The following is a 13527-nucleotide window of genomic DNA, read 5'->3' as shown; positions in this document are numbered from 1 at the left end:
CCCCGAAACCGACAACACCTGCCACCTGAACCAGCGGCGCGGCACCCGGACCCCGGCACCCACCCGTCCAGGTGGCACAACACGCCGCAACCCCACCCCGATAGCGACAAGTACTGCCACGTGGACGTGCTGGCGAGGGCATCCGCGCCCCCTGTGTAGCATGAGGGCTGACCTCATATCACGGGACGCTGGGAGCCAAGGTAGATGAGTGACCCGAGCACGCTGCACAAGACAGCGGTGATCGTCGAGGACGACCCCGACATCCGTCACCTGATCGTCGAGGTGCTCGAAGCGGCCGGGTTCTCGACCGTCTCGGTCGGCAACGGCATCGACGGCGTCCGTGCGGTGCTGTCGTACCAGCCACTCATCACCACGCTCGACGTCAACATGCCGGGCATCGACGGCTTCGAAGCCGCCCGGCGCATCCGCGCCCAGAGCGACACGTACATCATCATGATCACCGGCCTCGAAGAAGAGGCCGACGTCGTCCTCGGCCTCGGCGCCGGCGCCGACGAGTACGTCGTGAAGCCTTTCCGCCCCCGCGAGCTCCGCGCCCGCGTCGAATCGCTGCTGCGGCGCCCTCGCACCGGGTCGACCGTCCAACCCGCAGCTCCCCGGCAGGAAGCCGCGGGACCCTCGTTCCCCGGCGCACGCCCGGCCGAGCCGATGCAGCCCGACCTCGCGCCCACGACGCCCGTGTTCGACGAGCGCATCATGACGCCCGTCTACCCGGCCCCGTCGCAGCAGCCGGTCGCCCCTCACCAGGGCGGCCAGGCGGTCGTGCTGCCGCCGAACGGGGGGCCGGCTTACGGTGGCCCGCCGAACGGATACCGCCCCGGCACCGACGTCGCCCCGATGTCGCCGCAGACCCCGCCCGTGGGCGGCCCCGGCTGGAACATCCACCGCGACCTCGCCGTGCACGCCGAGCACCGCGTCGTGCTCGTCAGCGGCCGTGAACTCACCCTCACCCGCACCGAGTTCGACCTGCTCTCCACCCTCATGGAGTCCAAGCGCCGCGTGCGCAGCAAGGCCGACCTCACGCTCGTCCTCCGCGGCGAGTCGTACGTCACGAGCTACTTCGTCGGCGAGGCCGACAAGCGCGCCATCGAGGCGCACATGACGAACCTCCGCCGCAAGCTCGGCGACAACCCGAACAACCCGCGCTACATCGAGACCGTGCGCGGCGTCGGCTACCGGCTCACCTCCGAGACCGTCACCTCTGCCTGATCGGGGATGCCGCGGCATCCATCAACAACGAAACCCCCGGCACTTTCGGACCGGGGGTTTCGCGTGGGCTGATCTGATTTCGGGGTCAGACCTTGTAGCCCTGGTGTCGCTGGAACAGTTTGAAAGCCATCGTGAGGGTCTGGAGCACGGTGACGATACCGAGCACCGGCCAGCCGACCCAGAGGATCGCCGACTGGGTGACGGGGTCGAGCAGGTTCCAGATGGCGGCCATGGCGACGGCCACGATGGCGAGGATGATGAACGGCGCCCAGTGGCCGAGGCTCGCCCCGCCCTTCTCGGCGCGGGCCTGCAGGGCCCAGTTGTCGACCTTCTTCTTCGAGAGGAAGCGGCTCCACGATCGGATGAAGTGACTGATGCGGATCCACATGAAAATCTCGGCTGGGAAGAGCAGCACCGCGAAGGCGACGTCACGCGAGTTCGACTTCTCCATCGCCCGTGCCATGCGGTAGTTCAGCGCCGCGGCGATGAACGGCGGGATGAGCCACCAGGCCGAGAACACGAACGCGTTGATGGACAGGGATGCCACGAGCAGCGTGATGAACACGACGCGCACGAACAGGTTGGTGAGCATCGAGAACTGCTCGAACCAGCGCAGGCGCAGGTTCGGGTGGAAGGGCTGGCCCTTCGTGTCACCGCGCTGGCCGGGCCACATGAGCTCGATGGCGCCGTACGTCCACTTCACCTGCTGGGCGTCGTAGCCCTTCAGCGTGGTCATGCCGCCCACGTCTGCGCGGGCGAACGGGCTGATCTTGGTGAGGTAGCCCGCCGACTTGATCTGCAGGGAGAGGAGCGAGTCCTCGACCTCGGAGTCCTTCACCCACGGCGAGTTCTGGTGGTTCGCCTTCATGACGTCGCGGAGCGCGGTCGTCGAGAAGATCGAGAACTGGCCGCCGAGCACCGCCATGTTGCGGCCGCGGAGCAGGTTCTGCAGGTTGAAGGCCGCGAACTGCGTGCGCTGACCGGTGATCAGCCACTTCGCGATGAAGCCCTTGATGGGGCGGTCGTCGATCGTGTAGATCGCCGAGATGCCGCCGATGCGCGAGTCGGAGACCGCCTCGTTCTCGAGGTACTCGACCGCGCGGCGGTCGGCCGTGGTGTCGCCGTCGACGCCCAGCAGGTAGTCGTAGCCCTCGACGAGCGCGTAGCCGTAGTTCAGCGCGCCGACCTTCTTGTCGGGGTTCTTGCCGATGTCGTGGACGAACACCTCGGTGAACTGCAGACCGAGCTCGGTCTCCACCTCGTGCGGGCCCGAGAACTCCGACGCGATCGCGACCGTGTCGTCGGACGTGTTGTTCACCACGACGTGGATGACGTCGGGCACGCGGCTCTGCTCGAGGAGCGAGCGGATGACGTCGGCGATCGACTCGGCCTCGTTGTACGCCGGAATGACGCAGCCGATCGTCGACCGGTGCACCGAGGTGTTCTCGAGGACCGACGCGAAGTCGTCGGCGAACTCGTCGACGGGCAGCAGGTCCTGCGACGTGCCCACGGCGCCCGGGTAGGACTGGTCGCCGGCGGCATCCCACGACCCCTGCGGAGCCTCCTGCCACTGGCCCTTACCGTACTGCGGCTCCTGCCACTGGGGTTCGGCGGGCTGGGCGGCAGGCTGCCACTGCTCCTGCCGCGCCTGGTACTGCGGCGCCGGCTGCCACTGCTGACCGTCCTGAGCCGGCTGCTGCCACTGCTGCGCGGGCTGCTGCCAGCCCTGCGGCTGCTGCGGCTGCGCCTGCTGCCAGCCCTGCGGGCCGGGGATGTACGGACTCGTCACGTCAGTTCCTTGTTGTGGACGTCGACTCTGAGATTACGCGGATGCGACCCGTCAGGGGGTCGTCGGGCCCGAGCCGTTGCCGCCGGTCGTCGTCCACCCGTCGGTCCCGGTCGTGCCGTCACCGGTCGTGCCGTCGGTCGTGGTGCCGTCCGTTGTGCTGCCCGTCGCGGCATCCGTCTCCGTCTCACGAGGATAGATCGCGATCGGGATCACCGGGTAGACCGTCTGCTGGGTGAAGCTCTTCGAATCGTTCGCGGTGCCCTCGACCCAGATGTCGAGCGCGAACTGCAGCGTGATGCCGTAGGTGTCCTGCGGCAGCTGGTTGATCGTCGTCTCGGGAACGAGCAGACCACCCTGGTAGCTGTTGATCAGCAGACCCTTGCTGGAACGGATGGTGTCGGTCGGCACCAGCGTGCGGGGGTCGGAGCTGAACTGGAACGGCGAGCTCACCTGGTTCGACGTCTGCGCCGTCTGCGAGCTGATGCTCACGTTCGAGAGGAACACCCGACGCTTCTGCTTCAGGACGGCCTTCTCGTCGACGCGGGTGTCCTTGACGTTCACCGCGAAGCCGAACGTCTTCGGGTTGTCGGGGTACCACTCGCGCGTGCGCTTGGAGTCGACGGCCCAGAAGTCGAGGATGATCTGCAGCCCGTCGGCGATCTCGTACGTCATCTGCACGGAGCCGTCGTACGTGAACTGGGAGTCGAAGGGCATCTCGACCTCACCGGTGACGGGCGTCGCGTTCGGCGCCGGCGTCGCAGCCGCCTCGTTCGGGCTGGAGATGGAGTTGAACGCGTCGATGACCTGAGCGCAGCCGGTCAGCGAGATGGCTGCGGCCGTGAGCGCGGCGACGGCGGCGACGCGGGCGCGGCGCGAGAGTCGGATCGACATGGGTGCCTCGTTCGAAGACGGAGTGGATGAGGAAGAAGGACCGGCGGCGGTTTCGGGTGACCGCCGCCGGTGGTACGTCCATCAACCTACGGGCACGATCGGCCGGATCGACCGGATCTGCGGGACCCTCGCGGTGGTCTTTACCTCGCCTTGCGGATCTTGAGGTTTTCTTGAGGTTCCCCCGGGTACGCGCCCTCTCGGCGCGCGATGTCAGTCTTCGGCGCCGTCGTCGGCGGGCTGCGCGATCGCGATGGTGAGGGTGTCGCTCGCCGTCTGCTTCGCGTACTCCTTCGACTTCGGCGTCGTCTGCACGAGGTAGTCGAAGGTGAACTGCACAGTGACGTACGTCGCCTCAGCCGGCACCTGGCCGACATTGAAAGTCTGCGAATAGCTGTACGGCGAGAGCACGAGGTAGCCGGGGGTGCCGTTGAGCGACGACTCGTCGACCTGCGGGGTCAGTGCCTCGAACGACTCGGTCGCGTTGGCCGGCACGGCGAGCATGGTCGCCTTCTGCAGGTAGACCTTCTGACCGTCGTTGGGCTTGACCTTCGTGATCATCGACAGGCTGACGGGCTTGACGGCGTTGGGCGTCCATTTGTCCATGCGGAGCGTCGACCAGTAGTCGATGGTCGCCGTCACCGCGCCCGCGGTCACCTGGCGCTCGGTGGAGCCGCCCGACAGGTCGTTCTCGACCGGCGGAGCGACGTCGGTCGGCGCCGCGCTCCCGGCCGGATCAGTCACCGTCGGCTCCGGGCTCTGCAGCGCCCACGGCGACGGACCGCAGCCCGCGAGCACGATCGCTCCGGCGACCAGAGCGGATGCCGCTGCCCACCGAGCGTGGCGGCGCGTACCGTGGCGCATGAGATCCCCTTCAGGCTGCTGTGCGGCCAGTCTATTCAGGTCGGGCGTGTCGGGCAGTCTGCGGCGGCCTCGAGAGGTTGCGAAAGTTTACCTTCTCGAAACTCTCCTAACTTGCAGTCCCTGAGCGATTCCTGAATACTTAGTCATGTCCAACCATCAGGGGGCATGGGTTGGGGCTTCAGGTCTCTTTCTCGTCCTCTGTCACGACGACCGAAAGCAGAAACCATGAAGAACAAGATCAGCAAGGCAGCGGCGGCTCTCGCTCTTGCCGCAGCGGCGGTCTTCGCGGCTCCGGCCGTCGCGAACGCTTACACTCCCGTCGCACCCGGCGGTGCCGTCACCGTCGCACCCGGCGGTACCGTCACCATCGCCCCGGGCGGACCCGTGACGCTGTTCGTCAACGTCAGCGCACTTCCCGACTCCGACACCTCCGTCACGTTCACCCTGAGCGGCGAGGGCATCACGGGCGCAAGCCTCGCCCGTATCGCCGCTTCGGCTGACGCCTCGACGTCGGTCACGAAGCCGGTCTCCAACCCCGAGGCAGTCGTCACGCTGCCCGAGGACGCCTCGGGCACGTACACCCTGGCGACAGAGGGCACGCCGAGCGGCACCGATCTCGACCCGATCACCATCCGGGTCGCGGCGACCGGTGGCGACGTTGACGGCGGCGTCCTTCCCGTCAACGGCTTCGACAGCGACCAGCTCCTCGGCATCTGGGTCGGCGGTGGCGTCCTCGTCCTCGCCGGTGCCAGCATCGCAGTGGCCACCTCGGTGCGCCGCTCGCGCCAGGCAGCGTAAGCACTCGCGAACCATCGCATAAGAAGAACCCCCGGGCCACGGTCCGGGGGTTCTTCTGTGTCTGCGCGGCGCCCATCGCGACCAGCCCGCGGCGCGACCTCACGCAGACTCAGCGGGGCTTCCGAGCTCGCGGCGGGCGCGGGTCTGCTCGGCGCGCGCGGCGAGCAGATCGTCCGCGGGATACCCGACCTCGGTGAGCGTGAGCCCCCGGGCCGCGAGCACCTTGACCTCATTGACGCGCTGCAGCTGGTCGCGGATCTCCGCCAGGTGCGCGGGCGTGAGCCGACCCTCGCCGACGGCCACGCAGCCGCCGACCAGCGCACGCACCATGCTGTGGCAGAACGCATCGGCCTTCACGTTCGCCACGAGGGTCCCCCGCTCATCGCGGTGCCAGTCGTACTCGAGCAGCGTGCGGATCGTGGTCGCCTCTTCGCGCGGCTTGCAGTAGGCGGCGAAGTCGTGCAGGCCGCGCAGGCCGCGCGCGGCGGCATCCATCGCCTCAACATCGAGGTGGGCGTTCACATAGGTCGTGCGGGCGCGGTCGAGCGGGTCGTACCCCGTCGTGCGATCGGCGAGCCGGTAGGAATAGCGGCGCCACACCGCCGAGAAGCGGGCGTCGAAACCCTCAGGCGCGACCTGCACGCGATGCACCGCCACATCGTGATATGCACCGAGCACACCGTTCAGGCGAGCGGCGAGCGCCGTCGGGTCGGGATTCCGACCCGCGCGCAGCCGATGCTCCTGCGCCTCCGTGAGATCGAGGTGCGCGACCTGGGCCGACGCGTGCACGCCGGCATCCGTTCGCCCGGCGACGACGAGGCGCGGGTCCCCGCCGAGGATGCGAGCGATGGCCGCCTCGAGCGTCCCCTGCACGGTGCGCAGGGTGGGCTGGCGCGCCCAACCCCTGAAGTCGGTGCCGTCATAGGCGAGATCGATCCGCAGGCGCACGGCCTCAGCCTAGTCGGCGGGATCGGGGCGCCATGCGGCGGGCGCCTCACACCAGGTCGTCGACCTCGCCACGCGACGGCGGGTCGGCGCCGGGCCGCGATACCGTGACGCCCGCGGTCACCGCCGCCCGGCGGAGCGCCCGCTCGAGCGCATCGGCATCGCCCGCGAGCAGCCCGGCGTCGCCCACCGCGCTCGCGACGAGGCTCGCCATGAACGCGTCGCCGGCCCCGATGGTGTCGGCGACCTCGACCCGCAGCGGCTCCTGCTCCACCACCCCGCCCGCACCGAGAGCGATCGCGCCCTCGCCGCCGCGCGTCATCACGACCACCCGCGGACCATGCCCCGCGATCGCCTCGAGCACCTCGCGCGGCGACCTGCCGGGGTAGAGCTCCGCGGCATCCTCGTCGCTCAGCTTCACGATCGACGCCGCCGCGAACGCACGCTCTGCCACCGCGAGCGCGTCGTCGCCGACCAGCGCGGGCCGGATGTTCGGGTCCACCGTCACCACGGCGCCGCGCGCCTTCGCGCGCTCGAGCGCGGCGAGCGCCGTCTCGCCACCCGGTTGCAGGAACAGCGCGATCGACCCGGCGTGCACGAGGGATGCCGCATCCACGAGCTCCGCCGCGGCGTCGGCGTTGAGCGTCCAGTCGATGCGGAACTCGTACCGCGCCGACCCGTCGGGCTGGATCTCCGCCCGCGCAGTGGCGGTCGCGGCATCCGTCCACGACGCGTCGGCGACCTGCGCACCCGACGACTCCACCTGCGCGGCGATGCGGCGCCCACGACTGTCACGACCGAGTGAGGTCAGCAGGGTCGTCGCGACCTCCTGACGCGCGACACCGACCGCGACGTTCGCCGGACTGCCGCCGACGTGCTCGGCCTCGCGGCCGTCGCGCACGACGATGTCGATGAGGGCCTCGCCGATCACGAGGACGTGCGGCGCAGGGTCAGCAGAACTCATGCAGCAACTGTGTCAGAGAACCAGCGGCGGCTCACCGCACCACGGCCGTCACCGTGGGCAGGTGCGACAGGACCTCCTGGCTGATCGACCCGAGCAGGAACCGGGCGATCGCGCCCCGTCCGTGCGTGCCGACGACGACCATGCGCGCGTCGCCGGCGATCTCGCTCAGCACCTGCGACGGGTGTCCCCGCTCGGCGCGACGTACGACCTTCAGGTCGGGGTAGCGCGACGACAGGCCCGCGAGCGACAGCGCGAGAATCTCCTCCGTCGTCGACTGCATATTCGCGAGGTACAGATCGGGGTAGACCTCCATCGCGTTGCGCGGCGTGTGCAGCGGCGTCCACGCGCTCACCGCGATGAGCTGCTCACTCAGCCGGTCAGCCTCCGCCGCCGCGAACTCAATCGCATGCTCCGACACGCTCGACCCGTCGATGCCGACAACGACCCCCGACCCCTCACCCAGGTCACGGTCGGGCACGACGACGACGGGACTCTTCGCCCCCGCCGCGATACGGATGCCGTGCACGCCGCGTGCCGGCCCCGTCCCCGCGCCGCGGTAGTCGCTGCCGATGACCAGCAGCGCGGCATCCGCCGACGCCTCGATCAGCTTCGTGACGGGGTTGCCCGACTCGACCCGCGTCGACACGGTCACCCCGGCCGTGCGCACCCGCTCGGCCTCGCCGTCGAGCAGCTGCTGCGTCGCGGTCTGCGCGGCGCCCAGCACCTCGGCCTCGCCGACAGTCCCGATCGCGCCGCCGACGACGGAGACCAACTCGACGGACTGCTTCCACTGCACGGCCCGGGCTGTGGCCCAGTCGACGGCCCGGCGCGACACGCGCGCTCCCGTCACTCCGACGACGATCTGTCCGGCCATGGTGTCCATCCCTTCATCGGGCGACGCGCCTGCCGGATCGCGGAGCCATCAGCGGCGCGGTCGGTGTCTTCCTCCACGGTACCGCGCTCCGACCCGCCGCGGCAGGCCCGTGATCGTGCCGTTGCCAGGGGTCGCTCACCGGACTCTCCGGAACACCGACCTACACTGGATGCCGCGACCCCCATCGCCCGCGCGTCTCCCCCCAGACCGCGCCCTTCGGCCCCCACCGAACCCGCCACTTTTTGCCATGACACGTCCCCCCTCCGCGCGCCTCGCAGGGCTCGACGGCCTGCGCGCCGTCGCCGTTCTGCTCGTCGTCGTCTACCACCTCTTCCCCGCCCTCCCCGGGCGGGACGGGATGCCCGGCGCCGCGACCCTGCCGCTCGGATTCGTCGGCGTCGACGTGTTCTTCGTCATCTCCGGCTTCCTCATCACGACGCTGCTCCTGCGCGAACGCGACGAGACCGGCAGCATCGCGCTCGGCGCGTTCTGGCGCCGCCGGGCGAGGCGCCTGCTCCCTGCGATCGCGGTCATGGTGCTCGTCTGCGCGAGCCTCGCGTGGATGGTCGGCGGCGACGTCCTCGTCGGCCTCGGCACCCAGATCGCCGGCGCTGCCACCTTCGCGTACAACTGGGTCGCGATCGCTTCGGGCTCCGCATACTTCGGCGCGGGCTCCTTCGATTCCACCTCCCCCGAGCTCCTCCGCAACCTCTGGTCGCTCGGCGTCGAGGAGCAGTTCTACCTGCTCTGGCCGCTGCTCCTACCCGCCGTCCTGCTGCTGCGCCGGTGGCGCGTCGCGTTCGCGGTCGCGCTGGCCGCGGCATCCGCCGTCTGGGCCGCCGTCCTCGTCGGCGACGGCGTCACCCGCGTCTACTACGGCACCGACACGCACGCGTACGGGCTGCTCCTCGGAGTCGCGCTCGCGTTCGTCCGTCCCGCCTCGCGCACCCGCGGCGTCCCCGGCGCCGTCGGCGCGTTGGCGGTCGCGGCCCTTGTCGCCCTCGCGCTCCTGCCCTCCCCCTCGGATGCCGTCGCCTTCCCGTGGCTGCTCGTCGCGGCATCCGCGCTCACGGTCGTCGCAATCGCGGCGGCCGTCCGCCCCGGCGCATGGCTCGGCCGGGCGCTCGACGTCGCGACGATGCGGTGGATCGGCGAACGCTCGTTCGGCCTCTACCTGTGGCACTGGCCGCTCGTGGTGCTGCTCACCTACGCCACCACCGGCAGCTCCCCCGACGTGGCCGTCCCGCTCGAGATCGGCGCGCTCTCGCTCATCCTCACCCTCATCGCGACGGAGCTGTCGTACCGGTTCGTCGAGCAGCCGGTGCGCCGGCGCGGACTCCGCGGCTCGGCACGCGCGCTCGACCGAGCCCTCCGCGGCCGGCCCACACGCCGCGCCGCCGCGACCGCCGGCGTCGCGGCCGGCGCCCTCGTGGTCGCGGGGACGACCGCGGCGGTCGCCCACGCCCCCGACATGGGCTCGAGCGAGTCGGTCGTCGCGCGCGGCCAGTACGCGCTCGACGCGGCATCCACCTCGTCCTCACCCGGCGCGACCCTGCCCGGGGCGGCGATCCGCCGCGACGCCGCCCCGCTCCCGCCGGAGTGCGCTACGGCGAACCTCTCCGACGACGACGGGCTCTGCGTCGCCCCCGACGGACGCCCCGCACCTCCTGCACCCGCGCAGGTCGCCGGTGCGCGCGTGACCGCGGTGGGCGACTCCGTCATGCTCGCCTCGGCCCCGAGCCTTCTCGAGGGGATGCCGGGCATCGACGTCGACGCGAAGGTCTCCCGGTCGATGTCGACGGGCGCCGACATCGTCGCGCGGCTCGCCGAGCGCGACCGGCTGCGCGACTACGTCGTCGTGGGGCTCGGCACGAACGGCGCCGTCGACCCGGACGACCTGAAACGGCTGCGGGAGGACATCGGACCGAAGCGGACCCTCGTCCTCGTCACGGCGTTCGCCCCGCGCGACTGGATCCCGGGCGTGAACCGCACGATCGACCGCTTCGCGGCGAAGACGCCGGGCGTCGTCGTCGCCGACTGGTCGGGGGCGATCCGACCCCACGCGGACCTGCTCGCCGGCGACAAGATCCATCCCGGCGGCGCAGGCGGTCGCATCTTCGCCGACACCGTCGAGGAGACGATCAACGGCGTCGAGAACGAACGCGCCGAACTGCAGTACCGCGTCGAGCTCGCCCAGTGGTCGGTCGGCGAGGTCTTCGGCGACAAGCGCTGACCAACGCCGTCTCGAGACCCCCGGCACTACATACCGCGCGCGTAATATGGCGACGTGACCAGCTCCCGCCTCTCCGACCGCGTCGGCCGCCCGGTCGCTCCGACCGCCCCGCAGCACCCCGACATCACGGAGTGGCGTGCCGCCACGACCGACGACATCGACGCGATCCACGCCGTGTTCGCGGCATCCGACGCCATCGATCACCCGACGTGGATCACCCCCCGACAGGACATCGCCGACATCTTCGAACTCAGCCACGTCGACGCCCGACGCGACACCCTCGTCGCGATCGCGCCCGGCGGCGAGTTGGTAGCCGCGGGCACCGCGATGCTGCATCCCTCCCGGGTCGACGGCAAGCTCTCGGTCGACATCGGCGACGCCGTCCACCCCGACTGGCGTCGACGCGGCATCGGCGGTGCGCTGCTGCGCTGGCTCGACGCCCGCGGTGCCGAGCAGGTCGCCACAGCGGCAGTCGCCCTGGAAGGCGGCGGATCCGAGGGCCTGCTGAAGGTCTACGCCCGCGAGGACAACCTCGGCCACGTCGCGATCGCCGAGCGGCTGTCGTACGTTCCCGAGCGCTGGTTCTCGACGATGGTCCGCGACCTCGGCGACGCGCTGCCCGATGTCACGACGCCCGAGGGCATCACCGTGGTGACCTACGACCGCGCCCGTGACAGCGACGCTCTGGCCGCCCGCAACGACGCGTTCCGCGACCACTGGGGCAGCCTCCCCTCCAACCCGGAGCGGTGGCAGCAGTTCGTGGGCGGAGACTTCTTCCGTCCCGATCTCTCCCGCATGGCGGTGGATGCCGAAGGCACGATCGTCGCCTTCTGCCTCGCCTCGGTCAACGAAGACGATTTCGCGGCGCTGGGGGCGAGCCACGCGTACATCGACCTGATCGGTGTGATCCGCTCGCACCGCCGGCGTGGGCTGGCGCCCCTCGTCGTGTCCGCCGCGCTCCGAGCGATCGCCGACGCGAACCTCGAAAAGGCCGTCCTCGACGTCGACACCGACTCCCCCACCGGCGCGAACACGCTCTACGAAGGCCTCGGCTTCGCGTTCACCGAGCGAGACGTCGCCCTCGTCCGCCGTCTCTGAGACCGGCGACCCCAGCCACAGGCGCACGCCCGACGACCGGCGCGCCGACCCGCTGCTTCGCCGCAGTCGCAGCAGCTCCAGGCACGAGAGAGGGCCCGCCCCGAAACGGGGGCGGGCCCTGAGTTCCCTCAGAGAGGGAGTCTTACTTGGCGGCGTCCTCGGCAGCAGCCTCAGCCGCGGCACCCTCTTCGGGCGACTCGGCACCGGCGTCAGCCGCAGCATCCTCGGCCGGAGCCTCGGTCGCGGCCGTCTCCTCGGCCGGAGCCTCGGTCGCGGTCTCGTCGGCAGCGGTCTCGTCCGCAGCGGTCTCGTCAGCAGCCGGCGCAGCAGCGGCCGGAGCGGCGGCAGCAGCCTTCTTCGACGACTTCGCCTTCGGGGTGACGGGCTCGAGAACGAGCTCGATCACGGCCATGGGCGCGTTGTCACCCTTACGGTTGCCGACCTTCGTGATGCGGGTGTAGCCACCCTCACGCTCGGCGACCAGCGGCGCGATCTCGGCGAAGAGCTCGTGCACGACGGACTTGTCGCCGATGACCGACAGCACACGACGACGGGCGTGCAGGTCGCCGCGCTTGGCGAACGTGACCAGACGCTCCGCGAACGGACGCAGGCGCTTGGCCTTGGTCTCGGTCGTGGTGATCGACTTGTGGGTGAACAGCGCAGCGGCGAGGTTCGCAAGCAGCAGGCGCTCGTGGGCGGGGCCGCCGCCGAGGCGGGCACCCTTCGTGGGCTTGGGCATGTCAGTTACTCCTGGTGAAAAAGATCAGTCGGTCGGACCGGCGTAGGTCAGACGGTCTCGTCGTCGTAGCCGCCGTAGAAGTGCGCGCCGTCGAACCCGGGAACCGAGTCCTTCAGCGACAGCCCGAGCGAGACGAGCTTGTCGCGCACCTCGTCGACCGACTTCTGGCCGAAGTTGCGGATGTTCATGAGCTGCGTCTCCGACAGGGCGACGAGCTCGGACACCGTGTTGATGCCCTCGCGCTTGAGGCAGTTGTACGACCGGACCGACAGGTCGAGGTCCTCGATCGGCATCGACAGCTCGTTGGTCATGACCTCGGCGACCGGCGCGGGGCCGATCTCGATGCCCTCGGCCTCGACGTTCAGCTCGCGGGCGAGACCGAACAGCTCGACCAGCGTGCGACCGGCCGACGCGACAGCGTCGCGGGGGGTGATCGAGGGCTTGGTCTCGACATCGAGGATGAGCTTGTCGAAGTCGGTGCGCTCACCGGCACGGGTGGCGTCGACGCGGTAGCTGACCTTGAGGACGGGCGAGTAGATCGAGTCGACGGGGATCTGACCGGCCTCGGCGTACTCGTTGCGGTTCTGCGTCGCCGAGACGTAGCCACGGCCACGCTCGATCGTCAGCTCGAGCTCGAACTTCGCCGAGTCGTTGAGCGTCGCGATGACGAGCTCCGGGTTGTGCACCTCGACACCGGCGGGAGCCGAGATGTCGGCGGCGGTGACCTCACCGGCGCCGGTCTTGCGAAGGTACGCCGTGATGGGCTCGTCGCGCTCGCTCGAAACCACCAGCTGCTTGATGTTGAGGATGATCTCGGTGACATCCTCCTTCACACCGGGGACCGTGCTGAACTCGTGCAGCACGCCGTCGATGCGGATGCTGGTGACCGCGGCACCCGGGATCGACGACAGCAGGCTGCGACGCAGCGCGTTGCCGATCGTGTAGCCGAAGCCCGGCTCGAGGGGCTCGACGACGAACCGGCTCCGGAACTCGCCGATCTTCTCCTCGGTCAGAGTGGGACGCTGTGCAATGAGCACTATGTGTTCCTTTCAGTCACGTGACCGCTATATGACACGTGCAGTTACAAGAGGTGTTGAGTTGTGTCCGG

Annotated in this window: 12 protein-coding genes; 4 read left to right on the top strand and 8 right to left on the bottom strand. The window is 70.0% G+C overall.

What is annotated here, in order from left to right; all coding sequences use genetic code 11:
* Positions 1–204 precede the first annotated feature (204 nt).
* Entirely contained in the window at positions 205–1227 is a 1023-nt protein-coding gene (locus tag BKA24_RS04050) for a response regulator transcription factor (RefSeq protein ID WP_184215421.1), read from the top strand.
* Positions 1228–1312: 85 nt separating this feature from the next.
* On the opposite strand, the gene BKA24_RS04045 is transcribed toward BKA24_RS04050, so the two are convergent.
* The 3 genes from BKA24_RS04045 to BKA24_RS04035 all read right to left on the bottom strand — a co-directional run bounded on the left by BKA24_RS04045 (position 1313) and on the right by BKA24_RS04035 (position 4768).
* A complete protein-coding gene (locus BKA24_RS04045) occupies positions 1313–3016 on the bottom strand; it encodes a glycosyltransferase (RefSeq protein WP_184215419.1) in 1704 nt (567 codons plus the stop codon).
* A 51-nt stretch (positions 3017–3067) separates the two neighbouring features.
* Positions 3068–3907, bottom strand: a complete 840-nt coding sequence (locus BKA24_RS04040) for a fructose 1,6-bisphosphatase (RefSeq protein WP_184215417.1) — start codon at positions 3905–3907, stop codon at positions 3068–3070.
* A 210-nt stretch (positions 3908–4117) separates the two neighbouring features.
* Positions 4118–4768 carry a hypothetical protein gene (locus BKA24_RS04035; protein WP_184215415.1) on the bottom strand — a complete coding sequence of 217 codons (651 nt, stop codon included), beginning with the start codon at positions 4766–4768 and terminating at the stop codon, positions 4118–4120.
* Positions 4769–4993: 225 nt separating this feature from the next.
* Here BKA24_RS04035 and BKA24_RS04030 point away from each other — a divergent pair, with 225 nt between their 5' ends.
* Complete coding sequence (locus tag BKA24_RS04030) at positions 4994–5566, top strand: hypothetical protein (RefSeq protein ID WP_184215413.1); 573 nt, start codon at positions 4994–4996, stop codon at positions 5564–5566.
* A 99-nt stretch (positions 5567–5665) separates the two neighbouring features.
* Here BKA24_RS04030 and truA read toward each other — a convergent pair whose 3' ends face one another.
* From truA to BKA24_RS04015, 3 genes are read right to left on the bottom strand one after another with little or no spacing between them, the layout of a single operon-like run.
* On the bottom strand, positions 5666–6514 hold the full coding sequence (gene truA, locus BKA24_RS04025; RefSeq protein ID WP_184215411.1) for a tRNA pseudouridine(38-40) synthase TruA: 849 nt from the start codon (positions 6512–6514) through the stop codon (positions 5666–5668).
* A 46-nt stretch (positions 6515–6560) separates the two neighbouring features.
* On the bottom strand, positions 6561–7475 hold the full coding sequence (locus tag BKA24_RS04020; protein WP_184215409.1) for a PfkB family carbohydrate kinase: 915 nt from the start codon (positions 7473–7475) through the stop codon (positions 6561–6563).
* 31 nt (positions 7476–7506) lie between these two features.
* Entirely contained in the window at positions 7507–8349 is an 843-nt protein-coding gene (locus BKA24_RS04015) for a universal stress protein (RefSeq protein ID WP_184215406.1), read from the bottom strand.
* Between the two features lie 247 nt (positions 8350–8596).
* On the opposite strand from BKA24_RS04015, the gene BKA24_RS04010 reads away from it, so the two are divergent.
* Together BKA24_RS04010 and BKA24_RS15880 are read left to right on the top strand one after the other, a co-directional pair.
* Positions 8597–10582 (top strand): acyltransferase family protein, encoded by a 1986-nt coding sequence (locus BKA24_RS04010; RefSeq protein WP_184215403.1) that lies wholly within the window; start codon positions 8597–8599, stop codon positions 10580–10582.
* 54 nt (positions 10583–10636) lie between these two features.
* Positions 10637–11680 carry a GNAT family N-acetyltransferase gene (locus tag BKA24_RS15880; RefSeq protein WP_184215400.1) on the top strand — a complete coding sequence of 348 codons (1044 nt, stop codon included), beginning with the start codon at positions 10637–10639 and terminating at the stop codon, positions 11678–11680.
* A gap of 142 nt (positions 11681–11822) precedes the next feature.
* Here the strand turns inward: BKA24_RS15880 and rplQ are convergent, their stop codons facing one another.
* Both rplQ and BKA24_RS03995 read right to left on the bottom strand, forming a co-directional pair.
* Positions 11823–12419, bottom strand: coding sequence for a 50S ribosomal protein L17 (gene rplQ / locus BKA24_RS04000; protein ID WP_184215397.1), 597 nt, complete (start codon positions 12417–12419; stop codon positions 11823–11825).
* 47 nt (positions 12420–12466) lie between these two features.
* Positions 12467–13456, bottom strand: a complete 990-nt coding sequence (locus BKA24_RS03995; RefSeq protein WP_184215394.1) for a DNA-directed RNA polymerase subunit alpha — start codon at positions 13454–13456, stop codon at positions 12467–12469.
* Between the last annotated feature and the right edge of the window lie 71 nt (positions 13457–13527).

This window comes from Microbacterium marinum (genome assembly GCF_014204835.1).
Classification (GTDB): Bacteria; Actinomycetota; Actinomycetes; order Actinomycetales; family Microbacteriaceae; genus Microbacterium; species Microbacterium marinum.
Note: the sequence above shows the minus strand (reverse complement) of the source record. Positions and strands in the feature narration are given on the sequence as shown.